This is a genomic window from Mycobacterium sp. DL440 (assembly GCF_011745145.1).
GTDB lineage: Bacteria > Actinomycetota > Actinomycetes > Mycobacteriales > Mycobacteriaceae > Mycobacterium.
Genome location: NZ_CP050191.1, coordinates 3,092,714 through 3,118,052 on the forward strand (window position 1 = coordinate 3,092,714; position 25,339 = coordinate 3,118,052).

The 25,339-nt window shown below is 66.7% G+C and carries 17 protein-coding genes and 1 pseudogene; 3 read left to right on the forward strand and 15 right to left on the reverse strand.

What is annotated here, in order from left to right:
• Positions 1-147: 147 nt before the first annotated feature.
• The 8 genes from HBE63_RS14950 to HBE63_RS14985 form a co-directional block, all read right to left on the reverse strand.
• A complete protein-coding gene (locus HBE63_RS14950) occupies positions 148-3,159 on the reverse strand; it encodes an Rne/Rng family ribonuclease (RefSeq protein WP_166905438.1) in 3,012 nt (1,003 codons plus the stop codon).
• A gap of 288 nt (positions 3,160-3,447) precedes the next feature.
• Positions 3,448-3,870 carry a nucleoside-diphosphate kinase gene (ndk, locus tag HBE63_RS14955; RefSeq protein ID WP_044522837.1) on the reverse strand — a complete coding sequence of 141 codons (423 nt, stop codon included), beginning with the start codon at positions 3,868-3,870 and terminating at the stop codon, positions 3,448-3,450.
• An 85-nt stretch (positions 3,871-3,955) separates the two neighbouring features.
• Positions 3,956-4,375, reverse strand: a complete 420-nt coding sequence (locus HBE63_RS14960; RefSeq protein ID WP_166905439.1) for a DUF4233 domain-containing protein — start codon at positions 4,373-4,375, stop codon at positions 3,956-3,958.
• Complete coding sequence (locus tag HBE63_RS14965; RefSeq protein WP_166905440.1) at positions 4,372-5,781, reverse strand: folylpolyglutamate synthase/dihydrofolate synthase family protein; 1,410 nt, start codon at positions 5,779-5,781, stop codon at positions 4,372-4,374. The genes HBE63_RS14960 and HBE63_RS14965 overlap by 4 nt, the downstream gene beginning before the upstream one ends.
• Before the next feature lie 92 nt (positions 5,782-5,873).
• A complete protein-coding gene (locus HBE63_RS14970) occupies positions 5,874-8,525 on the reverse strand; it encodes a valine--tRNA ligase (protein ID WP_166905441.1) in 2,652 nt (883 codons plus the stop codon).
• A gap of 100 nt (positions 8,526-8,625) precedes the next feature.
• Positions 8,626-9,240, reverse strand: a complete 615-nt coding sequence (locus tag HBE63_RS14975; RefSeq protein ID WP_166905442.1) for a DUF937 domain-containing protein — start codon at positions 9,238-9,240, stop codon at positions 8,626-8,628.
• Positions 9,241-9,356: 116 nt separating this feature from the next.
• Complete coding sequence (locus HBE63_RS14980; protein WP_166905443.1) at positions 9,357-10,607, reverse strand: trans-acting enoyl reductase family protein; 1,251 nt, start codon at positions 10,605-10,607, stop codon at positions 9,357-9,359.
• A gap of 10 nt (positions 10,608-10,617) precedes the next feature.
• Positions 10,618-12,585, reverse strand: coding sequence for a S9 family peptidase (locus HBE63_RS14985; protein ID WP_166905444.1), 1,968 nt, complete (start codon positions 12,583-12,585; stop codon positions 10,618-10,620).
• 53 nt (positions 12,586-12,638) lie between these two features.
• Between HBE63_RS14985 and HBE63_RS14990 the strand changes: the two genes are divergently transcribed.
• Positions 12,639-13,787, forward strand: coding sequence for an FAD-dependent oxidoreductase (locus HBE63_RS14990; protein ID WP_166905445.1), 1,149 nt, complete (start codon positions 12,639-12,641; stop codon positions 13,785-13,787).
• Positions 13,788-13,789: 2 nt separating this feature from the next.
• Here the strand turns inward: HBE63_RS14990 and HBE63_RS14995 are convergent, their stop codons facing one another.
• From HBE63_RS14995 to HBE63_RS15025, 7 genes and pseudogenes are all read right to left on the reverse strand, one after another.
• Positions 13,790-14,263, reverse strand: coding sequence for a transglycosylase family protein (locus HBE63_RS14995; protein WP_166905446.1), 474 nt, complete (start codon positions 14,261-14,263; stop codon positions 13,790-13,792).
• A gap of 243 nt (positions 14,264-14,506) precedes the next feature.
• Positions 14,507-14,740 (reverse strand): annotated as a pseudogene (locus tag HBE63_RS15000) (transglycosylase family protein); the annotation flags it as partial.
• Positions 14,741-15,881: 1,141 nt separating this feature from the next.
• Positions 15,882-16,391, reverse strand: a complete 510-nt coding sequence (gene mobA / locus HBE63_RS15005) for a molybdenum cofactor guanylyltransferase (protein WP_243858668.1) — start codon at positions 16,389-16,391, stop codon at positions 15,882-15,884.
• 79 nt (positions 16,392-16,470) lie between these two features.
• Positions 16,471-17,556 carry a 2-oxoacid:ferredoxin oxidoreductase subunit beta gene (locus HBE63_RS15010; protein WP_166905448.1) on the reverse strand — a complete coding sequence of 362 codons (1,086 nt, stop codon included), beginning with the start codon at positions 17,554-17,556 and terminating at the stop codon, positions 16,471-16,473.
• Positions 17,553-19,505 carry a 2-oxoacid:acceptor oxidoreductase subunit alpha gene (locus tag HBE63_RS15015; RefSeq protein WP_166905449.1) on the reverse strand — a complete coding sequence of 651 codons (1,953 nt, stop codon included), beginning with the start codon at positions 19,503-19,505 and terminating at the stop codon, positions 17,553-17,555. Before HBE63_RS15015 ends, HBE63_RS15010 begins: the two co-directional genes overlap by 4 nt.
• A gap of 340 nt (positions 19,506-19,845) precedes the next feature.
• Positions 19,846-20,694: a PfkB family carbohydrate kinase gene (locus HBE63_RS15020; RefSeq protein ID WP_166905450.1), complete on the reverse strand. Its 849-nt coding sequence runs from the start codon at positions 20,692-20,694 to the stop codon at positions 19,846-19,848.
• A gap of 428 nt (positions 20,695-21,122) precedes the next feature.
• Entirely contained in the window at positions 21,123-22,079 is a 957-nt protein-coding gene (locus tag HBE63_RS15025; RefSeq protein ID WP_166905451.1) for a LysR family transcriptional regulator, read from the reverse strand.
• Positions 22,080-22,196: 117 nt separating this feature from the next.
• Here HBE63_RS15025 and HBE63_RS15030 point away from each other — a divergent pair, with 117 nt between their 5' ends.
• Entirely contained in the window at positions 22,197-24,503 is a 2,307-nt protein-coding gene (locus HBE63_RS15030; RefSeq protein WP_166905452.1) for an FdhF/YdeP family oxidoreductase, read from the forward strand.
• Entirely contained in the window at positions 24,503-25,327 is an 825-nt protein-coding gene (gene fdhD, locus HBE63_RS15035) for a formate dehydrogenase accessory sulfurtransferase FdhD (protein ID WP_166905453.1), read from the forward strand. Before HBE63_RS15030 ends, fdhD begins: the two co-directional genes overlap by 1 nt.
• The last annotated feature ends 12 nt before the right edge of the window (positions 25,328-25,339 follow it).

The window sequence follows — 25,339 nt, forward strand, 5'->3', positions numbered from 1 at the left end:
GCTCTCTGCGGGCGCGCGCTACCGGTCGGTGCGTGCGCGGGTCTTGGGTGGCGGGATGCCCCGCCGTCACCGGCCTGCGACTACCGCAGGCACTGGAGACAACTGGTCAAGGGTACTTGACCAGCGGGTAGAGGGTCAAACCGCCCTCTACTCCTGGGTGGGCGGCCCCGCGGGCCTGGCTGCGGCGCGTCGACGAATGCGGCCGCGGCTCGGTGGCACGTCCGCTACCACCGGCTTCGGCGCCTGGTAGACGTCTTCTTCGGGCTCATCGAACTCGTCGTCCTCGTCCTCCGAGTCGTCCTCGTCGTCGTCGTCGAGGTCCTCGTCGTCGTCATCGAGGTCCTCATCGTCGAGGTCGATCTCGTCTTCGTCCTCGTCCTCGTCTGATTCCTCATCAGATTCCTCGGACTCGTCGGCGTGCTGCGCGTCGAACTCGCCGTCGGGAGATTCGTCGGTCACGTGCTCGGGCGTCACCTGCTCGTCGCCCTCGCCGTCGTGAGTCTCGACGGCGTGCTCGTCGAAGTCCTCGTGGCCCTCATGACCTTCGTCGTCTTCGTCGGGTCGACCGTTCGCCGCAGCCATGGCCTTGAACATCGGGTGTTCGCCGGCCGGATGGTCGGGCACCTTGACGACGGGCACCTCTTCAGGCTCCGGACGGGCATTGCCCCGCTTGCCGCGCTTACTACGGCGGCCACCGCCACCACCACCACTGGATTCGGTCTTGCGGCCGGCGTTCGACGATGAGGCCGTGTCGACCGGGTCACCGTGCAGCACGATGCCGCGGCCGGCGCAGTGCGTGCACGACGTCGAGAACGCCTCGACCAGACCGGTACCCAACCGCTTTCGGGTCAGCTGCACCAGGCCCAGCGAGGTCACCTCGGACACCTGATGGCGCGTGCGGTCACGGCCTAGCGCCTCGGTCAGCCTGCGGAGCACCAGATCCCGGTTCGATTCCAGGACCATGTCGATGAAGTCGATGACCACGATGCCGCCGATGTCGCGCAACCGCAGTTGCCGAACCACCTCCTCGGCCGCTTCCAGGTTGTTGCGGGTGACGGTCTGCTCGAGGTTGCCGCCGGCGCCGGTGAACTTGCCGGTGTTGACATCGACGACGGTCATCGCCTCGGTGCGGTCGATGACCAGGGTTCCGCCCGAGGGCAGCCATACCTTGCGGTCCAATGCCTTGGCCAGCTGCTCGTCGATGCGATGCACGGCGAACACGTCGGGAGCGTCGGCACCACCGGCGGGTTCGTACTTCGTGAGCCGGCCCATCAGGTCAGGGGCGACGTTGTTCACGTACTTGTTGATCGTGTCCCAGGCCTCCTCGCCGGAGACGATCAGGCCGGAGAAATCCTCGTTGAACAGGTCACGGATGACCTTGACCAGAACATCGGGCTCTTCGTAGAGGGCAACGGCCGCGCCGGCCTTCTTGCCGGTGACCTCGGCCGCCTTGGCGTCGATCTCGGTCCAGCGCTGCTGCAGCCGCTCGACGTCGGAGCGGATGTCCTCTTCTTTGACGCCCTCCGACGCGGTGCGGATGATCACGCCCGCGTTGGCAGGAACGACCTCTTTGAGGATCTCCTTGAGCCGTTGGCGTTCGGTGTCGGGCAGCTTGCGGCTGATGCCGGTCGACGACGCACCCGGCACGTAGACCAGGTAGCGGCCGGCCAGCGACACCTGTGTGGTGAGCCGGGCGCCCTTGTGCCCCACCGGATCCTTGCTGACCTGGACGACGACATAATCGCCCGGCTTGAGGGCCTGCTCGATCTTGCGGTTCGACCCGCCGAGGCCGGCAGCCTCCCAGTTCACCTCACCGGCGTAGAGCACACCGTTGCGCCCGCGGCCGATGTCGACGAAGGCGGCCTCCATCGAGGGCAGCACGTTCTGCACGATGCCGAGGTAGATGTTGCCGACCAGACTGGCGGATGCCGCTGAAGTAACAAAATGCTCGACGACGACGCCGTCTTCCAGCACGGCAATCTGCGTGTAGCGGGCACCTTCATGCGGCGGCTCGGTGCGGACCTTGTCGCGCACGATCATCGTGCGTTCGACGGCCTCGCGGCGGGCCAGGAACTCGGCCTCGCTCAGGATCGGGGGACGACGACGGCCGGCGTCACGGCCATCGCGGCGGCGCTGACGCTTGGCCTCCAGTCGGGTCGATCCGCTGATCCCCTGGATCTCCGAGTCATCGCTACTCTTGCCCGACCGCTCGGGGCGGGGCGCACGTTCGTGCACGACAGTGTTGGGCGGGTCATCCGGGGAGCTCGCGTCGTCGTTGTCAGCGGAGCCGGACTTGCGCCGGCGACGGCGACGCCGGCGACGGCTGTTGCCGTCGCCGCCCGCGGTGTCCTCGTCGTTATTGTCGTCCGACTCATCGGAGTCGTCATCGGAATCCTGGTCGCCGGACTCGCCCTGATCATCGGCGTTGTCGATGTCGGAATCCGGGCCGCCATCAGCGCCGGATTCGGGCGCGTTGTCGTCCAGCTGCTCGCCGCGGCCACGACCGCGGCCCCGACGGCCCCGACGGCGTCGACGCGCGGCAGGGCGATCGGCCTGCTCGTCGTCGGTATCGGAGTCGACGTCGGCATCGCTGGCGGCATCGCCGTCATCGTCCTCGTCGTCGTCGTCATCGTCGTCGTCGTCTTCTTGGACGCGCACCGGCACGAAGCTGACGGGCTGCGGCGCGACGAACAGCGGCAGGTAGTCGGCGCGTTCGGAGTGGGCTTCCCGGACCGTGGGAATGTTCGCGGTCTCCAGGATCAACCGGGACTCGGGCTCATCGCCCACCAGGACGGCGTCGGCCTCGGCGGCCAGCTGGGTTTCGGCAGTCGGGGCTTCAGCTGAAGTCTCGACCGGAGCCGCGACGGACTCGGTCACAGCGACGCTGACCGCCTCGACCTGGACCGGTTCTGCCTGCTCAACCGGCGCGGGCTCGGTGGCTCCGAGGGCGAGTGCGTCACGGACCCGCTCGGCGTCAACCTTGTCGATCGTGGAATGCGCACTGCGCTGACGGCCATCGAACTCAGCCAGAGCGTCGAGCACCTGCCTGCTTGTGGTGCCGAGCACCCGCGCCAGGGAGTGGACTCTCAGCCGCTCGGGCAGTCCCTCCTGCTGCGGAGTCTGGGTTGATAGGTCGTCATTCTGGGCATCTTCGGCCACGAATTCTCCTCAAGCCCCCGGGCGCGTCGTAACGACGCGGCCACGCGAGGGCTTCCGCTATTGGCCCGGGACGCTTTCCCCGGGCTTGTTGTGGTCTCGCTCCGGGCAGTTCGCTACCGAACCCACCCGGTGCCTGGCTGAATGATGGCTGGACGGCCCGCGCCGCACCGGATTGCGGTGGTCGCGCTCGTCGAAGTCTTCATTCGGGTGGTCAGCCCCGGTTGAGGCCGGCTACCCGCACCCAGTATCCCACATCACTGACGCGGTACAGACCAGACTGCGAGAAGGTTATCCAGCGGAGGCTTCGCCAGGGAACCAAAGAGCGATCTCACGGGCCGCCGACTCCGGCGAATCCGATCCGTGCACGAGGTTGTCCTGGGTCACAAGCGCCAGGTCACCGCGGATGGTGCCGGGCACAGCCTTCTCCACCGGATCGGTGCCACCGGCGATCTGACGGAACGCCGCGATAGCGCGCGGCCCCTCCACGATGGCGGCGACGACGGGTCCGGAGGTGATGAACTCCAGCAGCGAGTCGAAGAACGGCTTGCCGTCGTGCTCGGCGTAATGCTGCTTGGCCAGCTCGACACTGACGTTCTTCAGTTCGAGCGCCGCCAGGGTCAGACCCTTGCGCTCGATCCGGCCGAGGATCTCCCCGACCAGGTGGCGCTGCACGCCGTCGGGCTTGATCAAAACGAGGGTCTGCTCAGTCACGAGCAGAGAGCGTACCGGTCGGTAACCCCGCCGCGCCATCGCGGGCCTCCGACGGAGCCCGCACTGTGGTCCAGCTACGGCGCGGCTATTCGCTGGGAGGTTGCTGGCCCGGCAGCAGGCCACGATCCTGCCGGCGTTTGACCTCACTCCGCAGGTACACGATCAGCAGCCAGACCACGGCGAAGATCACACCGATGAAGCCGATCGCCCCGTGGATGAATGCCCCGGCGATCACGACCAGTTGGATGCCCAGGTTCGCCCAGATGGCCCACGGTCGGCCCTGCAGCCCCGACATCAGGATCAACACGACGGCCAGGCCGACCACGAATCCGCCCGACGTCCAGTTCAGCCCAGCGCCACTGACACCGACCACCGGTAGGGCCAGCAATACGACGATGGCTTCGAGGATCAACGTCCCCGCCATCACCCCCCGGAAGCTCTTCCAGGGGTCGGGCGGTACCGGCTGATCGCCGGGCCTCTGATCGCTCGGGGTCTGATCGTTCATTGCGGGTCCCGTCCGAACAAGGTCCGGGCCACGCCGGCCGTCACCACCGAACCGGTGATCACCATGCCGGCCCCGGACAGGCCTTCGTCTGCGCCGGCCTCCTCGACCAGCGCGGTGGCCGTTTCAATAGCATCGGGCAGCGTCGTGGTGGTGATCACCCGATCCTGCCCGAAACGCTCCTCGGCCAGCGACGCCAACGACTCGATATCCATCGCCCGTGGTGAACCGTTGTGGGTGACCACGATCTGGTCGAACACCGGCTCCAGCGCGGTCAGGATGCCACCGGCGTCCTTGTCCCCCATCACCGACACGACCCCGACCAGATAGCGGAAGTCGAACTCCTGCTGCAGGGCCTGCGCCAACGCCGCCGCTCCGGCCGGATTGTGTGCCGCATCGATGAAAACTGTTGGCGCACTTCGCATGCGCTCCATACGGCCGGGGCTGTACACCGTCGCGAAGCCGGCCCGGATCGCCTCGACGTCGAGTTGACGGTCGGCACCCGCACCGAAAAACGCCTCGACCGCGGCCAGTGCGAGCACCGCGTTGTGGGCCTGATGCTCACCGTGCAACGGCAGGAAGATCTCGGAATACACCCCGCCCAGGCCCTGCAACTCCAACATCTGCCCGCCGATGGCCACCTGTCGGGACAGCACGGCGAACTCCGAGTCTTCACGGGCGACGGCTGCGTCGGCGCGCACTGCCTCTTCCAGCAGTACCTCCATGGCCTCGGGGACCTGCCTGGCGATGACCGCCACCGTGTCGGTCGGCACCAGGGCGTCGGGCTGCCGGGTGATGATGCCGGCCTTCTCCCCCGCGATCGCGGCGATCGTGTCACCCAGATAGTCGGTGTGGTCGATGCCGATCGGGGTGATCACCGCGACGGGGGCGTTGACGACGTTGGTGGCGTCCCAGCGTCCACCCATCCCGACCTCGACGACCGCGACATCGATGGGCACGTCGGCGAACGCCGCGAACGCCATCGCGGTCAGGACTTCGAACTTGCTCATCTTTGGACCACCGGCCGCCTCGGACTGCCGGTCCACCAGTTCCACGAACGGTTCGACCTCGGTGTAGGCGTTGACGTATTGCGCTGGCGTGATGGGCTTTCCGTCGATCGAGATGCGCTCCACCGCGGACTGCAGGTGCGGACTGGTGGTGCGTCCCGTACGCCGGTGCAGTGCGCTCAGCAGCGCATCGATGATGCGCGCCACCGACGTCTTGCCGTTGGTCCCCGCGACATGGATCGACGGGTAGGCCTGCTGCGGCGAGCCCAGCAACTCCAGCAGCGCCGCGATCCGTGCCGTGCTGGGGTCCAGCTTGGTCTCGGGCCAGCGCTGATCGAGCAGGTGCTCGACCTGCAGCAGCGCGGCGATCTCGTCCGGTGTGGGTTCTGTCATCGTGGCCATCGCCCCTTCGGGGTTCGCCGAAACGGCATTCCGGCAGGAAAAGTTCGAGTGCGGGCCTGCCGGAATGCCGTTTCGGCGCCAAGCATGCGCACCTACTTCAGACCGGCCAGGCGGGCAGTGATCCGCTCGACTTCTTCCCCGGCCAACTTTTGGCGGCCGCGGATCTTGTCGACGACGTTCTCGGGAGCCTTGGCCAGGAACGCCTCGTTACCCAGTTTGGCCGTCGTGGTGGCCAGTTCCTTCTGTGCGGCGGCCAGATCCTTGTCCAACCGGCGCCGCTCGGCCGCGACGTCGACGGTGCCCGAGGTGTCCACCTCGACGAGCACCGTGGCCTGCGTCAGGCGCACCTCGACCGAGGCCGACGGGGTGAACCCGTCACCGGCATCGGTCAGCCAGGCCAACGCGGTGACCGCGGGCAACTGCTCGCTCAGACCGGCCTCGGTGATCGCCGACAACCGGGCCGGAACCCGCTGCCGGTCGGCGAGGCCCTGGTCGCTACGGAAGCGGCGCACCTCGGTGATCAGCTTCTGCATGTCGTCAATATGTTGTGCCGCAACCGAATCCAGCGCGATACCGGAGGTCTGCGGCCACTGCGCGATGACGATCGACTCGCCGTCGGTGAGTGTCTTCCACAGCGTTTCGGTGACAAACGGCATGACCGGGTGCAACAGCTTGAGCAGTGAGTCGAGGACAGCGGCCAGCACCGCCGTCGTATGAGTTACGCCTTCTCCCAGCTGCACCTTGGCCAGCTCGACATACCAGTCGCAGAACTCGTCCCACGCGAAGTGGTACAGCGATTCGCAGGCCCGGCTGAACTCGTAGTTGTCGAGCGCGGCATCCACCTCGGCGCGAACCTCTTCGAGGCGGCCGAGGATCCAGCGGTCGGCATCGGTCAGGTCGTCGATGGCGGGCAGCGAGGCCGGGGCCGCTCCGTTCATCAGTGCAAAGCGCGTGGCATTGAACAGCTTCGTGGCGAAATTGCGCGACGCGCGGGCATGGTCCTCACCGATGGAGAGGTCGCCGCCGGGGCTGGCGCCGCGGGCCAGCGTGAACCGCAGGGCGTCGGCACCGAACTTCTCCACCCAGTCCAGCGGGTCGATGCCGTTGCCGCGCGACTTGCTCATCTTGCGGCCGAACTCGTCGCGGATCAGGCCGTGCAGGAAGACGTTCTCGAACGGAACCTGCGCGCCACGCTGACCATCGAACGTGATGGCCGGATCGTCGCCGACGAAGGTGCCGAACATCATCATCCGGGCCACCCAGAAGAACAAGATGTCGTAGCCGGTGACCAGCACCGAGGTCGGATAGAACTTGGCCAGGTCCGGGGTGTGCTCGGGCCAGCCCATGGTGGAGAACGGCCACAGTGCCGAGGAGAACCAGGTGTCGAGCACGTCGGGGTCCTGTTCCCAGCCGGCCGGCGGGGTCTCATCGGGGCCGACGCACACGGTCTCGCCGTTGGGTCCGTGCCAGATCGGGATCCGGTGGCCCCACCACAACTGCCGCGAGATGCACCAGTCGTGCATGTTGTCCACCCAGGCGAACCACCGCGGCTCCAGGCTCGGCGGGTGAATCACGGTGTCGCCGTTACGCACCGCATCGCCGGCCGCCTTGGCCAGGCCGTCCACCTTGACCCACCACTGCAGGGACAGCCGCGGCTCGATGGGCTCGCCGCTGCGCTCGGAGTGCCCGACGCTGTGCAGGTAGGGCCGCTTCTCGGCGACGATCCGGCCCTGATCGGCCAGCGCCTCGCGCACCTTGACCCGAGCCTCGAAACGGTCCATGCCGTCGAATTGCGTTCCGGTGTCGGCGATCCGGCCCTTGGTATCCATGATCGTCGGCATCGGAAGCTGATGGCGCAGCCCGATCTCGAAGTCGTTCGGATCGTGTGCCGGGGTGACTTTTACTGCGCCGGTACCGAATTCGGGGTCGACGTGGGTATCGGCGACCACGATCATCTCGTGATCGACGAACGGGTGCGGCAGGGTCTTGCCGACCAGGTCACGGTACCGCTCGTCGTCGGGGTGCACCGCGATCGCCGTGTCACCGAGCATGGTCTCGACCCGGGTGGTCGCCACGATGATGTGGGGCTCGTCGTCGTTCATCGAGCCGTAGCGGAACGAGACCAGCTCGCCCTCGACGTCCTCGTATTTGACCTCGAGGTCGCTGATCGCGGTCTCCAGCACCGGCGACCAGTTGACCAACCGCTCGGCCTGATAGATCAGACCCGCATCGAAGAGCCGTTTGAAGATAGTGCGCACCGCCCGCGACAGACCCTCGTCCATGGTGAAGCGGTCACGGCTCCAGTCCACGCCATCACCCAGGCGGCGCATCTGTCCGCCGATCGTGCCGCCGGACTCGCGCTTCCAGTCCCACACCTTCTCGACGAACAGCTCGCGGCCGAAGTCTTCCTTGGTCTTGCCGTCGACGGCCAGCTGCTTTTCCACCACGGTCTGGGTCGCAATGCCGGCATGGTCCATGCCCGGCAGCCAGAGCACCTCGAAGCCCTGCATGCGCTTGCGGCGCGTGAGCGCGTCCATCAGCGTGTGGTCGAGCGCGTGGCCCATGTGCAGGCTGCCGGTCACGTTGGGCGGCGGCAGAACGATCGAGTACGGCGGCTTTTCGCTGGCCGGATCGGCGGTGAAGTATCCGGCATCCACCCAGCCCTGGTACAGCTCGGCTTCTACCGCAGCCGGATCCCAGGATTTGGGGAGGGCATCGGCACGATTGTCAGGGGTGGGGGTCACCGAGCCATTCTAAGAAGGACGTGGCCGAATACGCGAAAGCCCCCGATGCCCGGTGCGTTCGCTGGGCGTCGGAGGCTCTCGAGCTGGTGCGTGCGAGGTGCTACTTCTTGCCGCCGAGCAGGCCGCCGAGGATCTCACCGATGGCATTGCCCTGGCCGCCTCCGCCGCCGAGCACACTGCCGAGGATGCTTCCCAGCGGGTTGTTGGCGGCGGCGCCGCCGCCGGTCGCACCGCCCAGGATGCTGCCGAGAATGTCCCCGAGCCCGCCCCCGCCGGAAGCCTGAGCCTCGCCCGCGGGTGCGGCGTTCTTCTGAGCGAACTGCTTGCCGATGTAGGCCAGCACGATGGGCGCCAGGATCGGCAGCAGCTTCTTGACCAGATCACCGCCGCCGGCGCCGGTGCCCGCCAACGCCGACGCGACCTGGTTGCTGTCGTTGCCACCGAAGATCTTCGAGACGATCTGGTTGCCCTCGTTGGCGTCGACCTGGTCGACGCTCACCCCACCGTCGAGCAGGCCGCTGACGCCCTGCGCGGAGACTGCGGACTCGAGGTCACTCGAATCGATGTTGTCTGCTTGTACGTTCTCTGCAACACCGCCGACCAGGGCCGGAACCAGGGTCTTGATGGCGGCGCTCACCTCGCCTTCATCTGCGCCGAGCTTGCTGGCAATATCCGCTACCGGGATCTGTGCGAAGAGATCGTCGAGACCGGCCATTTTTCTATCCCACCTTCGTTGCTGGCGTACTGGAAGTCCTCAGAACCGACACTAGTCGAATCTGATCTTGCCCCACAGGTGTTCGACGCAGGCCGATCCATTCGTGTTGCGACCGCTCAGCCCAGCTTGGTGGTCTCCAGCGACACTCCGGCGGCCGGCAGCCGGGTGAGCAGAGCATCCCCCATCGCGGCCACCGGTGTCAGCACGCCGCGCCGTTCCGACAGCGCCTCACGGTCGGTTGCCAGCGCAAGCCCGCATTCGCCGAGCAACACCGCGGTCGACTTGTATCCGGGATCGCCTTGCTGGGCCATGCTTGCCACATACCGGGCGCCCGTTGTCGTCGTGGTGTAGGTCTCGACGCGGTAGTGACCCCGCTCGCGGGCCCGCTCGCTGGGACCGGTTCCCGGCTTGGGCGCCAACTTCGCGACCAGGCCGCTGGGCAGTCGGTTGAAGTAGCGGCCACCGACCCCGAGGGTGAAGGCGTTGGCGCCGGTCACCGCGGCTGCGGCCACCGGCGCGGCGAGTGAACGACCCACGCTCATCTGCTCGGCGTACTCGAACCGGCGTCCGTACGCGTAGTCCAGTAATGCATTGCTGCGCCGCACAATTCGAGTGTTGGGCGCCGCCATGGCAAATGCACCGGTCCAGTAGCCGGCGAGCTCCGGAGCGATCTCACCGCCGCGGCGCCACCGCACGTCGGGTTGAGCACCGAGTTCGGGCTCTGCGCCGCGGTCGGGGCTGAGCGTGTATGGATCGTTCATCAGCGCTCTGGCCTCGGGATCGGAAGACAGGGTGTCGAGCAGTTCCAGCATCGAGGCCACGGTGCCGCCCGACACGCCGCCGGCGAAACTGCGCACCACCAGGTTCGTGTCGCCGAGTTCGCCCGCGCCGTCCGCGAGGGCCCGCTGATACAGCGCGTACACCGTGAGATCGGATGGCACTGAATCGAATCCGCACGAATGCACGATCCGCGCGCCGGTGTCGACCGCCTGCTTGTGATGCAGGTCGATGCTGTCGCGGATGAATGTCGTCTCACCGGTGAGATCGGCGTAGTCCGTCCCGGCGGCGGCGCAGGCCGCCACCAACGGCATTCCGTAGCGCGCGTACGGGCCCACCGTCGTCACCACGACCTGGGTACGCGCGGCCATCGCGTCGAGGGAGGCTTGCGCCGTCGCATCGGCGGTCACCAACGGCCACGATTGCGCGCCGGGCCCCAGGCCGTCGCGGATCGCCCGCAACCGCCCCTCGGACCGGCCGGCCAGGGCGATACGGGCCGATCCCCCGGCTCTGGCCAGGTACTCCGCGGTCAACTTTCCGGCGAATCCCGTGGCGCCGTACAGCACCAGATCAAACTCACGCTGTGTCACGCTTCCGACGCTACCCGAGCAGTTCGGGCACTTGTACCGGTTCACCGCGCAGGTGGTGGCCCAGGAACGCCGTCACCACCTGATACCAGATTTTGGCGTGCTGCGGCGCCAGGACCCAGTGGTTCTCGGTCGGGTAGTAGAGGAACCGGTGCGGACTTTCGCCGTGTTCGTCGGCGGGCAGCGCCGAGTAGGTGAGCAGCTCGTACCACAGCCGCAACGCCTCGCCGATCGGTACCCGGTAATCCTTGTCGCCGTGGATGACCAGCATCGGAGTGGCGATGTCACCGACGAACCGGTGTGGCGAATTGTGCTGGGCCATCTCGGGTGTCATCTCCCGGGCCCACCAGTAGGCGCCGTCGGTGGTGGGCCCGAACTGATCCAGCGCCCACAGGCTGGCATGCGTGACGATCGCGGCGAACCGATCGGTGTGCCCGGCGATCCAGTTGGCCATATAGCCGCCGAAAGACCCGCCCATCGCGGCCGTACGCGTGGCGTCGATACGCGGGTGCGCGCACGCGGCATCGGTGGCGGCCATCAGGTCCGTGTAGGGGTCAGCGCCCCAGGCTCCCCAGCCGCGAGCGATGAAGTCCTGTCCGTAGCCGGTGGACAGTCCCGGATCCGGCATCAGCACCGCATAGCCCTGGGCGGTGAGCAGCCACGGGTTCCACCGCCAGTGCCAGCTGTTCCAGCTGCCCAGCGGCCCGCCGTGGATCCACAACACCAGCGGGGCCGGCTCGTCGCCGTCGGGCAGGGTGAGCCAGGACCGGATCGGCGTGCCGTCGGCAGCGGTGGCAGTGATCTCGGTCAGCGTGCCGGGCAGTTCGGGCGCGTCGAGGCAGGGGATGTCTGTGACCCTGCCGTCCGCATCGATCCGGACCGGGTGCGCCGGCACGGCATAGGAGCTGCGCAGGGCATAGATCACTCCGCCGGGTGCGGGCCGAACATCGGTGTAGGTGAAATCGTCGTCGGTCAGTTGGGTGACCCTGCCGGACGTGGGGTCGACGGAGAAGATCGGTCCCCGGCCGCCGTCGTCGGCCGTCACGATCAGCGCGGAAGAGTCCGCTGACCAGGCCACCGACGAGGGCCAGCGGTCCCATTGGGCGGTCAGCTCGACCGGGTCGGCGCCGAACCGCATGCAGCACAGCGTGATTCGTGGCGCCAAGGCGGGAGTGGAGTGCGTCTCGCGGGTGAAGGCCACCGCGCTGCCGTCCGGTGCGATGGCGGGGTGCTCCAGGTCAGCGCCGGGTTCTCCGGCGATCGTGATGCGCTCCCCGGTGGCCCGGTCGATGCGCACCAGGGTCCACCGCATGGCCGCGCCCGGGCCCGGAACCCGCCAGGACGTCACCACGAATCCGCCGTCGGCGCTGAGATCGAAGGTCGTCTCCCGCAATGCCACGCCCGGGTCGGTGGTCAGGTCGCGCCGTCCGTCGACGTCGAAGATGTGGGGTCGGTCCGGGCCGAGATCGTGATCCCATTGCCGGACCGGGTAGCCGGTGTGCAGGATCGCCGACACCTTGGTGTCCTTGCGCGCCTCGCGCCGGGTCTTGTCGTCGTCGACTCCGGACGATGACGGCAGCAGAGGCGCGGTCACCACCGTGGCGTCGGCATTCCGGGCGCTCGCCGCACCGTTGACACCACCGGGCATCGCCAGCACTTCACATGCCTCGCCACCGCTCGCGGGCAGGCGCCACAGGGCAGCGGGGGGTTTGTCCTCGCCGTCGCCGGCGCGCACCGCGATGAACAGCAGGTCCCCCTCGGCGGTGAACACCGGCGCGGTCTCCCCCTTGACTCCCCGGGTCAGCCTGCGTGCCGGTTCGGCGCCGGTGGGGTCCAATTCCCAGATGGCGCTGAGGAATTCGGTGCCCTTGTCGTTGAGGGTGCTGACCGTGGTGACCAGCCGGGAGCCGTCAGGCGACAGCGCGAGACCTGACATCCTGGGCAACGCGAGGTAGTTGTCGAGATCGTCGAACACCGTCATGGCTCCCCACCGTAATGGCGAGTCACCTTTATCCCGCCCGCTAGATTCGACTGATGGCACAATCCGTCCTGGTCGTCGGTGCCGGCATCACCGGCCTTGCCACCGCAGTCGCGTTGCAGCAGCGGGGGTTCGACGTCTGCGTCACCGAGGCGCGCGACGATGTCACGCCGGGGGCTGGAATCAGCCTCTGGCCCAATGCGTTGGCCGCCCTCGACGAGATCGGCCTCGGCGATCAGGTGCGCGCTGCGGGTGGCCGGGTCACCGCGGGGGCGCTGCGCCGACCCGACGGCTCCTGGCTACGCCGGCCGGCAGCGCAGCGGTTCACCCGGGCGCTGGGCGAACCGCTGGTGGTGATCAGGCGCGCGACGCTGACCGAGATCCTCACCGGAGCGCTGTCTCCAGGGAGCGTCCACTACGAACTCACCGCCGAGACCATCGACGCCGACGCCTCAGGCGTACGGGTCACGTTCGCCGACGGCTCGGTTCGCGAGGCAGCCGGCCTGGTCGGCGCCGACGGTGTCGACTCCGTGGTGGCACGCCACCTGAATGGTCCGCTGCCCCGCCGCTACGCCGGCTACACCGCGTGGCGCGCGGTGGCCGCCTGCCCGCTTGATCCCGAACTGTCAGGTGAAACGCACGGCTCCGGCCTGCTGGTCGGTCACGTGCCGCTGGGCGCCGAGCACACGTACTGGTTCGCCACCCAGCGCGCGCCACGCGGCCACGCGGCGGCCGACGGAGAGTTGGCCCACCTGAGACGGCACTTCTCGTCGTGGGCGGAGCCGGTCCCGACACTGCTCGCCACAACCGATCCCGATGAGGTGCTCCGCAACGATCTCTACGACCGGGCCCCTGCCCGCTGCTGGGCCCGGGGACCGGTAGTGATCGCCGGGGATGCCGCCCATCCGATGCGCCCGCATCTCGGCCAGGGGGGCTGCCAGGGGCTGGAGGATGCCGCCACGCTGGCCGCCCTCACGGTTCGGGAGCCGGATCTGTCGACTGCCTTCGCCCGATTCGCGACCTTGCGCCGCAAGAGGGTCATGGCGATCGTGCGCGAGTCACAGTTCATCGGCCGGGTGGTGAACCTGCGTCCGGAGATACTCAGCGCCGCGGCCACGCGGGCTTCCGTCCTCGTGCCGGAATACGTGTTGACCCGGCACCTGGCCTCGATCGCTGCGCGCACGGCCTTCACCCCGGTGCGTTGAGCTCAGCGCGGGGCGGCGAACGCCCCCAGCGGGTCGAGGAAGGTTGTGCAGATCCGGCGTAAGTCGAAAATGCCCAGCACTGCACCCGGACGTACGGTCTGGCAGCCGGTCGGGGCGGTGGGCGCCGCCCAGCCTGCCGGCATTCCACCGCGGGCGCCGCATTTCGGCCAGGCCCCGATGCCCTGAGTGGCCAGGACGTTCTCGGCGACCCTTATCTGCTCCTCGCGGGGGGCGAAGGCAGGCGACCCGATGCCGCCGTGCGAAGCCCAGGTAGTGGGCTTGAACTGAAGACCCCCGTAGTGACCGTTGCCGGTATTGGTCGACCAGTTACCGCCCGACTCACAATCGGCGATCGCGTCCCAGTTCACCGTGTCCGCACCGGCGGTCGCCGTGCCGGTGAACAGGGGCGTGAGCATGAAGCCCGCCGACGCTGCAGCAATCCAGAAAACCCTGGTAAATGCCCTTCGTATGGTCATCTCGCGGCCCTTCCCCGACCTTTGACACCAGGACCGCTGCAGATGCCGATCACATTCGTGCAACTGGGCGGTCACCAATAGGTTCGTGTGACCAACGTCACGCGTTACAGGGGAGGCTGAAGTTTTTTAGGAGGTTGTCGTGGCTGGAGTAACCCGAGGGCTTTCTGATGAAACAGAGGCGGTGCCGGGCAATAGCCCGGCACCGCCTCGTATGAAGTTTTTGTCGTGCTGGTGGCGCTGGTACTAGCCGCGCTTGCCGCACACCGGCCACGCGCCGATGCCCTGGCTGCGCAGCACGTTCTCAGCGACGCGGATCTGCTCCGAGCGCGAGGCCTGGTGCGGCGAACCGGAGCCGCCGTTGGCGCGCCAGGTGCCCATGTTGAACTGCAGGCCACCGTAGTAACCGTTACCGGTGTTGATCGCCCAGTTGCCACCCGACTCGCAGGAGGCGACGGCGTCCCAGTTGACGCTGTCCGCATTGGCGGTGCCGGCACCCAGTGCCACGGGAGCCACAGCGAGCGCTCCAGCAATGATGCCCAGGCCAAACGTCTTGCGGATGTTCTTCACTTCATTCCTCTCGCCAAGCGCGCGCCATCGACACCCGCGTAGGCGGGTGCGGCAGCCTGTATCCAGGCCGGAAGGGTTGGTTCGTGCCGTCTCGGTCAGGCACGAAAGGGAGGGCCACAGTGCCCGGCCCGGGATCAGACCCAGGCCCCCGCGTCGGGCGTAATCGCCACCGCGGCCCCACTCACACGCAGGTTCTTGGTATTGAAATTATTTGCTCCGTGTCGGAGACGCTTTGGACCGTACAAAGGTCTCGAAGAGAAGTCATGTCGATGTAGAAGCGATCGCGGAAAGATCACGGACAGATAACGAGCCGTCGGACGAATCGTTTGTGCAGGTCAACGCGGCAATGCCGCCGTTACCGTTTCGTGATCGGCGTAAACGGAACGTGAGCGAGATCACGCAATTTTTGTGAACTGGCCCACTTGATTCAGACGCAGCAAAACCAACGCACATGGCCGCAGGGGACGAAAAGCGCAGGTAGATGCCACCGGCGAGTGTCATCAATCGTCACATCGCGCGAATTCGTTCGCTGTAGCGCCCCCCGTTCCCAAAGCCAGCACATGATCCAAACACACTGGAACACAACACATATCACGCGCACCCTGGCCCCGGTCGCGGTCGGCCGGCGTGCCACCTGACACCTCGGACACACCGCCGTAGCGGCTTAACCTGTTGTGTCACAGACGTTTACAATGTTCAATCAAGAAGCGTCAGGCCGCCTGGACAACCCAGACGCCAGGCGCACCAACTCTCAAGTCGCCCAAAGCGCACGGTCAGAGTTGTTTTGTCCAGAATCGGTCACACTCAGCGCGGGACTCAGCGAATAGTGTGCGTCATTCACACAGCGCCTGCTACAGCGAATAATCCTGAACGCCAGCAGCTTTCGCGGATCACCCGGATACCCTGGCCGATGACGTTTCCAGAATTCACCCGACTTACAGAGCTCCGAATATGGAGAAATAATCGGTCAATTATTTCGAACCGATAAATTGCGTCCTGTTCGAGTGCGAATTCGTAATTTGCTGTACCCATCCCGACCGAATAGCTCCGCTCACGGCAGATCAGCCACGGTGTTGACATTGGTCAGGGCTCGCTGCGGTGGCATCACGATCCGCTGCGTGTCGACGGACTCGGCCAACGCGCGCATGCTCCGCCGTCCGTCGTGCACCAAGGTGGCGATCTGGTCGGTGAGCGCGCTGCGATAGATCCCCGCCAGGTAATGAGTCCTGCCGTCCCAGGGCAGCACGATGTCAGCGGGTACCCGATAGGCGGAGGCGGCCAGGACATCGATCAGCTCGGAATTCAGATACGGCATGTCGACCGCGCAGACGAACGCGCGATCGAGGCCGGCCTCGGCGACAGCCCGCAACCCACGACCCGTCGCCACCAGCGGCCCGACACCGCGCACCTCGTCGCGCAACACCTCGGCACGCAGTTCGGGCAGCGGCTGACCGGGTGCGGCGATGACAAAAACCGGTGAACACCGCGCACTCACGGCGGCGACCACCCGCTCGACCATCGTGGCGCCGTCGAACGGCAGCGTCGCCTTGTCACGCCCCATACGACGAGAAGCCCCGCCCGCCAGAACTACCGCGGCGAGCGGGGCTGTGCTCAGATTCTGTCGATCGATCGGGTCAGTGCTACTCGTCCACGGTCCAGGTGTCTTTGCCACGCAGCAAGGATTGCAGAGCTGCGGTGTCATGGGGCTTGGATTCGATGGCCGTGTTGACCTGCTGACGCGCGGCGTCGTCGTAGCTGGGCCGGCTGACCTTCCGGAAGATACCCATCACCATGTGATCGAGGTTCTGCTCACTCAACCGCGACAGCGCGAATGCGTAAGCGGGATCATCGATCTCGGCGTTGTGCACCACGATGTCGTCGGCTGCGACCTCGGCGGTCTTGGCGACCTCCAAGCCGTACCCGGACTTGACCACGCAGTACTCGCCATCGGTACCGAACTTGATCGGCTCACCGTGGCTCACGTTGATCAGCCGCTCTTCGGCGCCTTCCTTGCGCAGCGCGTCGAACGATCCGTCGTTGAAGATCGGGCAGTCCTGCATGATCTCCACCAGCGCGGCACCGCGGTGCTCGGCCGCTCCGCGCAGCACCTCGGACAGGCCCTTGCGGTCGGAGTCCAGGGCGCGGCCGACGAACGTGGCCTCGGCACCCAGCGCCAGCGACACCGGGTTGAAGGGGTAGTCCAGCGAGCCCATCGGGGTCGACTTGGTGACCTTGCCAACCTCGGAGGTCGGTGAGTACTGGCCCTTGGTCAGGCCGTAAATCCGGTTGTTGAACAGCAGGATCGTGATGTTGATGTTGCGGCGCAGCGCGTGGATCAGGTGGTTACCACCGATCGACAGCGAGTCACCGTCGCCGGTGACGACCCACACCGACAGGTCCGGCCGAGCCAGCGCCAGGCCGGTGGCGATGGTCGGGGCACGACCGTGAATCGAGTGGAAACCATAGGTCTCCAGGTAGTACGGAAACCGGCTGGAGCAGCCGATGCCGCTGATGAATGCGATGTTCTCGCGCTTGAGGCCCAACTCCGGCAGGAAGTTGCGGATCGTGTTGAGGATGACGTAGTCACCGCAACCCGGGCACCAGCGGACCTCCTGGTCGCTGGTGAAGTCCTTACCCTTCTGCGGCTGGTCAGTGGCAGGCACCAGGGAGTTCTTGGTCAACGGGGCTTCACTCAGCCCGAGGTCCGCGCCGATCAGGTCAGTCATGCGTTCGCTCCCACAGCATTCGACTCAGTTGGTTCCTCGATGGTGGCCGCCGCCAGCCTCGCGAACTTGGCCTTGTCCACTTCCTTGTCGGCCAGCGTGCCGTCCAGGGCTGCATCGATGATGCCCTCGACCTCGTCGGCGAGGAAGGCCATGCCCTCCACCTTCGTCACCGACTGGACGTCGACCAGGTACTTGCCGCGCAGCAACAGCGCCAGTTGACCGAGGTTCATCTCCGGCACCACCACCTTCGGGTAGCGGCGCAGCACCTCCCCGAGATTGGCCGGGAAGGGATTCAGGTGGCGCAGATGGGCCTGGGCCACCTTGATGCCCTTACGCCGGGCGCGCCGGCACGCCTCGCCGATCGGGCCGTAGCTGCTACCCCAGCCCAGCATCAGCAGTTCTGCGTCGCCGGTGGGGTCGTCGACCTCCAGATCGGGCACCGTGATGCCGGCGATCTTCTCCTGGCGCAACCGCACCATGAGGTCGTGGTTCTTGGGCTCGTAGGAGATGTTGCCTGAACCGTTGGCGGCCTCAAGGCCACCGATCCGGTGCTCCAGACCCGGGGTACCGGGTACCGCGAACTGGCGGGCCAGGGTCTCGGGGTCCCGGGCGTACGGCGCGAAAGGCTCGCCGGACTTGGCGAAGTTGTGCTCGATCGCCGGGTAGGTGCTGATGTCCGGAATCTGCCAGGGCTCAGAACCGTTGGCGACCGCACCGTCGGACAGGATGATGACCGGGGTGTGGTAGTCGATCGCGATCCGCGAGGCCTCCACGGCGATGTCGAAGCAGTCCGACGGCGACTTCGGGGCCAGGATCGCGACCGGCGACTCGCCGTTACGGCCGAACAGCGCCTGCAGCAGGTCGGCCTGCTCGGTCTTGGTCGGCAGGCCCGTCGACGGGCCACCGCGCTGCACATCGACGATGAGCAACGGCAGTTCGGTCATCACGGCCAGGCCGATCGCCTCGGACTTGAGCGAGACACCCGGGCCCGAGGTGCTGGTGACACCCAGCGCGCCGCCGTAGGAGGCGCCGATGGCGGCGCCGATGCCGGCGATCTCGTCCTCGGCCTGGAAGGTCAGGACGTTGAAGTTCTTGTGCTTGGACAGCTCGTGGAGGATGTCCGACGCCGGGGTGATCGGGTAGGTGCCCAGCACCACCTGGATCTGGGCCAGGTGTCCGGCGGCCACGATGCCGTAGGCCAGCGCGGTATTGCCCGAGATCTGGCGGTATTCACCGGACTTGAGCTTGGCCGGCGACACCTCGTAGGTGGTGGCGAACGCCTCGGTGGTCTCGCCGTAGTTCCAGCCCGCCTTCAGTGCCAGGACGTTGGCCTCGGCCACGTCGGGCTTGCGGGAGAACTTCTCCCGGATGAAGGCCTCACTGGCCTCCAGCTCACGGCCGTACATCCACGACAGCAGGCCGAGCGCGAACATGTTCTTGGCTCGCTGGCCGTCCTTCTTGGTGGCACCGATCGCCTCGACGGCGCCCAGGGTCAGCGTCGTCATCGCGACGGACGTCACCACGTAGTCGGACAACGTGTCATCCTCTAGCGGATTGTTGTCGTATCCGACCTTGGCGAGGTTGCGCTTGGTGAACTCATCGGAGTTGGCGATGATCATGCCGCCGCGGGGCAGATCCGAGACGTTGGCCTTGAGCGCGGCGGGATTCATCGCCACGAGCACGTCGGGGCGGTCACCGGCGGTGAGGATGTCGTAGTCGGCGATCTGGATCTGGAACGACGACACACCGGGCAGGGTGCCCTGTGGCGCGCGGATCTCGGCCGGATAATTCGGCTGGGTCGCCAGGTCGTTGCCGAACAGTGCGGCTTCAGAAGTGAAGCGGTCACCGGTCAGCTGCATACCGTCGCCCGAGTCGCCGGCGAATCGGATGACGACCTTCTCGAGCTTCTGCCGCGGCGCGGCGCCATTGCCGTTGCCGTTCTCACCCACGGCTACCGCCTTTCACACTGCTTTGACCACGTCTTTCCGGACCGCTGTCGCGTGACGCGCCGCCGGATCGAACGTCCACCGAATTTTGATGTCACTACCAGTACCGATTATTGCACTGCCCTTAGGCTGGACTTCACCGCGTTGCGCCCCGACACGCGGGTGAGGTCCTGACGAAGATGCAGTTCACCGACGTGAACAAGCCCCATTTGAGACAAAACTGTGGTTTTCGTCACGTTTAGGAGAATGCCATTCTCTAAGGAAAAGACTACCGGCCGGTAGCTCTGCGCTAGCACCGGCAAGCATGAACTTGACACCCGTCGAGTCTAACCCCGGGCCGCGTTCACCCCTGATCGGCGGTACCGGCGTGCACCCGCTTGTCCAATTCCTGCGCCACGAGGGCACTCGCCGCCTCTGCCGCGCGATGCGGGTCATGGCCCGCCGCGCGGTGTGCCACATAACAGGCGGTGAACATGTCCCCCGCCCCTGTGGTCTGGACATCCAGAACCCGCCAGGCGGCCGGCACGCGTTGCACCGCACCGTCGATATAGATGTCGCATCCCTCTGAGCCGTAGGTCACCAGGATCTCCGCGACGCCGAGTCGTTGCGCCGTCGACGCGTCGAACGCGCCGTCGGCGACGATCACCGCCTCATCCTCGGCGAGTTTGAGGATGTCGACGTTGACCAGCAGATCGGCGGGGAAGTGACGATCCTCGACCAGCGGCCCCAATCGGTCGGCCCGCACCAGGCCTTGCCCGTCATAGGCGACCCGATGGCCGCGCGCCGCCAGGGCAGCCAGCGTCTCGGCCGGGAAATCGGTGCGCAGCAATGGAGCGAGATGCACCCAGGTCGTCGTCGGATCGGCCACGTCGATGTCTGCGGCCGTCCACACCGGACCGATCGCCTGCACGCCCATGCGCCGATGATCGGTGTCGTCGTAATCGAGGCTGAACGAACTCGTCGCCTCCGACGGCAGGATCTGCACCAGCGACCCGAACCGCGCGCGAAGCCCGTCGAACAGAGCGTGATCGCGTTCGGCACCCATCGCGACGATCCGGCCGGGTCCGCCCGCCGCCTGCAGTGCCACCCCGGCGAACGAGGCACATCCCCCCGGACTGGGCGGCGCCCCGTTGATGATGTCGATCGCGAGGTTGCCGAGCACGGTCGCCCCAGGGGCTAGCTCTCGTGGCATGGATGAAGTCTCCCGATCAGAGCAGCCTCCACGCTCCCCGGCCCCGCCCGATCCCCGACCCGAGATCGAAATGTGACCCATGTCGCACCGGTAGATATGGAATGCCCCACGCCGAATACGCATTGGAACTCACATAGGCAACCAATGTGACGATGAAGGGTGTTGCGAAATGCGCATGGATTCGAGGATCAAGCCTCTCCTCTGTACGGCCGGATTTGCAGCAGTAGCAGCCATGGCTGTGCTGGGTCTCGAGACCACCCAGGCCCACACAACACCTGAAATGTCCGTTCCCGTAGCCGAACCCACCATGCACGTCGGCGAGACCGTGACCCAGTCCGTAGCGCCATCAGCGCCCGACACACCCGCTGCCACGCCCCCGGTCAAGGCCGAGCCGGCCCCCACGGCAGAGCCCGGATAAGCACCGGCGCCTAAGGGGAGCTCCCGGCGCCCGCCTGCCCAGCCTCGTCCCACCAGCGGTCTATGCGTGCGCCGATATCCACATCGGCGGCCACCTCGACGAGCGCGGCGGCCACGATCGACGCAGGCGCACGGTCGAGCACCACCAGCCCGATCGACGGGCGCGGACCGTGCTGCACCATCGGCCGCGCAGTAAAGCCCGACGGCACCCCGAGCTGTGGCAGCCATGCGGTGGATGCGATGGTCACGCGCGGCGAGTTCGTCAGGTGCGCATACAGCGCATCGACCGAATCCGCCTCGACCACGGGGCGATAGCGCACCCCTTCAGCGGCCATGTTGGCATCGAGGATGCGCCGGTTGCGCATGGTGGTATTCAGCACGCAGAGTTCCAGTCCGGCCGCATCCGACCACGCGACCTCTTGGCGACGCATCAGTGCATGGTCGGCCGGCGCCACCAGGACATAGCGCTCCCGGTACATCTCCACCGACCTGGTTCCGGGCGGGGCTTCGTCATCGAGATAGGTCAACCCAGCGTCGATCTCGAAATCAGCGAGCCGCCGGGCAATCTCGCGTGACGACAACGCCTCGATACGCACCGACGCCGCCGGATTGCGGCGCAGAAATTCGGTGGTGATAAACGGGCCCGTGGGCACCGCTGTCGGTATCGCACCGATCCGGGCTGTGACAGTCAGCCGGCCGCGCATGCGGTCGATGTCGGCGAGCATGTCATCGCGTTCCGCAACGATCCGCTGGGCCCACGTCACGACGCGATGACCCTCTTCGGTAAATCCTTCGAACCGATGGCCCCGCTGCACGATGACGATGCCCAACTCGCGCTCGAGCCGCCGGATGGCCACCGACAGCGTCGGTTGACTCACATGACACCGCGCGGCCGCCCGGCCGAAGTGCCGCTCGGTCGCGAGCGCCAGCAGATAGTCGAGCTGCTGAAGCAGCACGTCACTCGCCATGGGTCCCCGCATTCGTCGCAGTTCGATAGAAAGCATCTATCACTGCATGTGAAATATCGAATATCGACGCCCGCCAAGCGGCGCACCCCTTGGTTTTCGGGGACTAGATTGGGTTTCATGACCAGCGCCAAGGACATCGACGCCGATTACGACGAGCGCACCGCGTTGATCACCGAACCCAAGGATGAAGCTGCCGGGGTCAAGGCCGTCATGGTGTCCATGCAGCGCGGGTTCGAGCAGATGGGGCCGCTGCGGACCGCCGCCGCGCTGACCCGACTCAACCAGCGACACGGCTTCGACTGCCCAGGCTGCGCCTGGCCCGAGGAGCACGGCGGCCGCAAACTGGCCGAGTTCTGCGAGAACGGCGCCAAAGCCGTCGCCGAGGAAGCCACCAAACGCGTGGTGACACCCGAGTTCTTCGCGCGCCACACCATCGCCGAACTCGATTCCAAGCCCGAATACTGGCTGTCCCAACAGGGTCGGCTGACCCATCCGATGGTGTTGGCGCCGGGCCACGATCATTACCGGCCGATTTCCTGGGACGACGCCTACCGGTTGATCGCCGAGCACCTCAACGCGCTGGCCTCCCCCGACGAGGCCCTGTTCTACACGTCCGGGCGGACCAGCAACGAGGCCGCGTTCCTCTATCAGCTGATGGTCCGCAGCTTCGGCACCAACAACCTGCCGGACTGCTCGAACATGTGCCACGAATCCTCGGGCACCGCGCTGACCGAGTCGATCGGCATCGGCAAGGGCTCGGTCACCGTCGAGGACGTCACCGAGGCCGACCTGATCCTGATCGCCGGGCAGAATCCGGGCACCAACCACCCGCGCATGCTGTCGGTGCTGGAGAAGGCGAAAGCCAACGGCGCCAAGATCATTGCGATCAATCCCCTGCCCGAGGCCGGGCTGATCCGGTTCAAGGATCCGCAGAAGGTGCACGGCGTCGTCGGGCACGGGATTTCGATCGCCGACGAGTTCCTGCAGATCCGCATCGGCGGGGACATGGCCCTGTTCGCCGGACTGGGCCGGTTGCTGCTGGAGGCCGAAGACTGTGCCCCGGGGACCGTTCTAGACCACGAGTTCATCGCGGCGCACTGCGCCGGATACGACGAGTACGCCGCCCAGACCCGCGGCGTCGACCTCGACACCGTCACCGAGGCCAGCGGCGTCGACCTGGCTCAGTTGCGGCGGGTGGCAGACCTAATGGCCGCCTCCCAGCGCACCGTGGTGTGTTGGGCCATGGGGCTCACCCAGCAACATCACGCGGTAGCGACCATCGGCGAGGCCACCAACCTGCTGCTGCTGCGCGGCATGATCGGCAAGCCCGGTGCCGGGGTGTGCCCGGTGCGTGGCCACTCCAACGTGCAGGGCGACCGGACCATGGGCATCTGGGAAAAGATGCCCGAGGCGTTTCTCAACGCGCTCGACAACCGGTTCGGCATCACCAGCCCGCGCAAGCACGGCTACGACACCGTCGACGCCATCCGTGCCATGCGCGACGCCCGGGCCAGTGTGTTCATCGGGATGGGCGGCAACTTCGTCTCGGCCACCCCCGACACCGAGGTCACCGAGGCCGCACTGCGCAGTTGCGCTCTGACCGTTCAGATTTCGACGAAACTCAACCGCAGTCACCTGGTGCACGGCCGGACCGCACTGATCCTGCCGACCCTCGGCCGCACCGACCGCGACATCGTCGACGGACACAAACAGCAGGTGTCGGTCGAGGATTCGATGTCGATGGTGCACCTGTCCCGCGGCAGCCTGCACCCGCCCAGCGATCAGCTGCGCAGCGAGGTCGGCATCGTCTGCGAGCTCGCCCGCACCTTGCTGGGCCCGGATCACCCGGTGCCGTGGGAGGCCTTCGCCGCCGACTACGACACCGTGCGCGACGCGATCGCCGCGGTGGTCCCCGGCTGCGCCGATTACAACACCAAGGTGCGTCAGCCCGACGGGTTCCAGCTCCCCCACCCGCCGCGCGATTCCCGCGAATTCCCTACCACCACAGGCAAAGCCAATTTTGCGGTGAACCCGCTGCAGTGGGTGCCGGTCCCCGAGGGACGGCTCGTGCTGCAGACCCTGCGCAGCCACGACCAGTACAACACCACCATCTACGGCCTGGACGACCGCTATCGCGGCGTCAAGGGCGGACGCCGCGTGGTGTTCGTCAATCCCGCCGACATCGAGCGCTTGGGGTTCCAGGCAGGCGACCGCGTGGACCTGGTGTCGGAATTCGACGGCCAGGAACGCCGCGCCGACGATTTCCTGCTGGTCCCCTACTCCACACCGGCCGGCAACGCCGCGGCCTACTACCCGGAGACCAATCCACTGGTACCGCTGGACCATACGGCCGCGAAGTCCAATACACCGGTGTCCAAGGCCGTGGTCATCCGGTTACAGCGACGCGAAACGGAAGCCCCCTAGTGGGACGGGTGACCGCTCGCCGTCGCGCCCACCACGTCACCGGTGCGACGGCCGAGGCCCGGCCGGAAACCCTGGTGGTCGAGGAACCTCTGGAGATCCGGGTCGACGGCACACCCATCACCGTCACGATGCGAACCCCGGGCGCCGACGTCGAGTTGGCGCAAGGGTTTCTGCTGACGGAGGGATTGATCCGCCAGCGCGAGGATCTGGTTTCGGTGCGCTACTGCCGGGGTGCGGAGGAAGACGGGGTCAACACCTACAACGTGTTGGATGCGACCTTGGCCCCGGATGTGCCCAAGCCTGAGGTTGACGTCACCCGCAACTTCTACACCACCTCGTCATGCGGGGTATGCGGCAAGGCCTCGCTGGACGCGGTGCGGTTGAGCAGCAGGCACTGCCCGGGCGATGACCCGTCCACGGTTCCCGCCGCGGCGCTCTCGGCGATGCCGGCGAAGCTGCGCGATGCCCAGAAGGTCTTCGCCAGCACCGGCGGCCTGCACGCGGCAGCGCTGTTCACCGTCGATGGCACCATGCTCGTCGTCCGCGAGGACATCGGCAGGCACAACGCCGTCGACAAGGTGATCGGCTGGGCACTGGAGCACAACGGGATTCCGTCAACTGCCACAGTGCTTCTGGTCAGCGGCCGGGCGTCGTTCGAGCTCACCCAGAAGGCTGTGATGGCGGGTATCCCGATCCTGGCCGCCGTCTCGGCGCCGTCCTCATTGGCCGTCGATCTGGCCAGCCAATCGGGGCTGACCCTGGTGGCCTTCCTGCGGGGCGACTCGATGAACGTCTACACCCGCCCCGATCGCGTCACCCGCTGAGGACTCCATTGA

What these genes read in the sequence shown, in the direction of transcription:
- HBE63_RS14975 (WP_166905442.1), bottom strand. Translation starts at nt 9,240, where the DNA reads ATGGCCGGTCTCGACGATCTCTTCGCACAGATCCCGGTAGCGGATATT.
- HBE63_RS14965 (WP_166905440.1), bottom strand. Translation starts at nt 5,781, where the DNA reads ATGGCCACGATGACAGAACCCACACCGGACGAGATCGCCGCGCTGCTG.
- HBE63_RS15010 (WP_166905448.1), bottom strand. Translation starts at nt 17,556, where the DNA reads ATGACTGACCTGATCGGCGCGGACCTCGGGCTGAGTGAAGCCCCGTTG.
- HBE63_RS14960 (WP_166905439.1), bottom strand. Translation starts at nt 4,375, where the DNA reads ATGAACGATCAGACCCCGAGCGATCAGAGGCCCGGCGATCAGCCGGTA.
- HBE63_RS14985 (WP_166905444.1), bottom strand. Translation starts at nt 12,585, where the DNA reads ATGACGGTGTTCGACGATCTCGACAACTACCTCGCGTTGCCCAGGATG.
- HBE63_RS15025 (WP_166905451.1), bottom strand. Translation starts at nt 22,079, where the DNA reads ATGGCGAGTGACGTGCTGCTTCAGCAGCTCGACTATCTGCTGGCGCTC.
- HBE63_RS14990 (WP_166905445.1), top strand. Translation starts at nt 12,639, where the DNA reads ATGGCACAATCCGTCCTGGTCGTCGGTGCCGGCATCACCGGCCTTGCC.
- HBE63_RS15020 (WP_166905450.1), bottom strand. Translation starts at nt 20,694, where the DNA reads ATGCCACGAGAGCTAGCCCCTGGGGCGACCGTGCTCGGCAACCTCGCG.
- HBE63_RS14995 (WP_166905446.1), bottom strand. Translation starts at nt 14,263, where the DNA reads ATGACCATACGAAGGGCATTTACCAGGGTTTTCTGGATTGCTGCAGCG.
- mobA (WP_243858668.1), bottom strand. Translation starts at nt 16,391, where the DNA reads ATGGGGCGTGACAAGGCGACGCTGCCGTTCGACGGCGCCACGATGGTC.
- HBE63_RS15030 (WP_166905452.1), top strand. Translation starts at nt 22,197, where the DNA reads ATGACCAGCGCCAAGGACATCGACGCCGATTACGACGAGCGCACCGCG.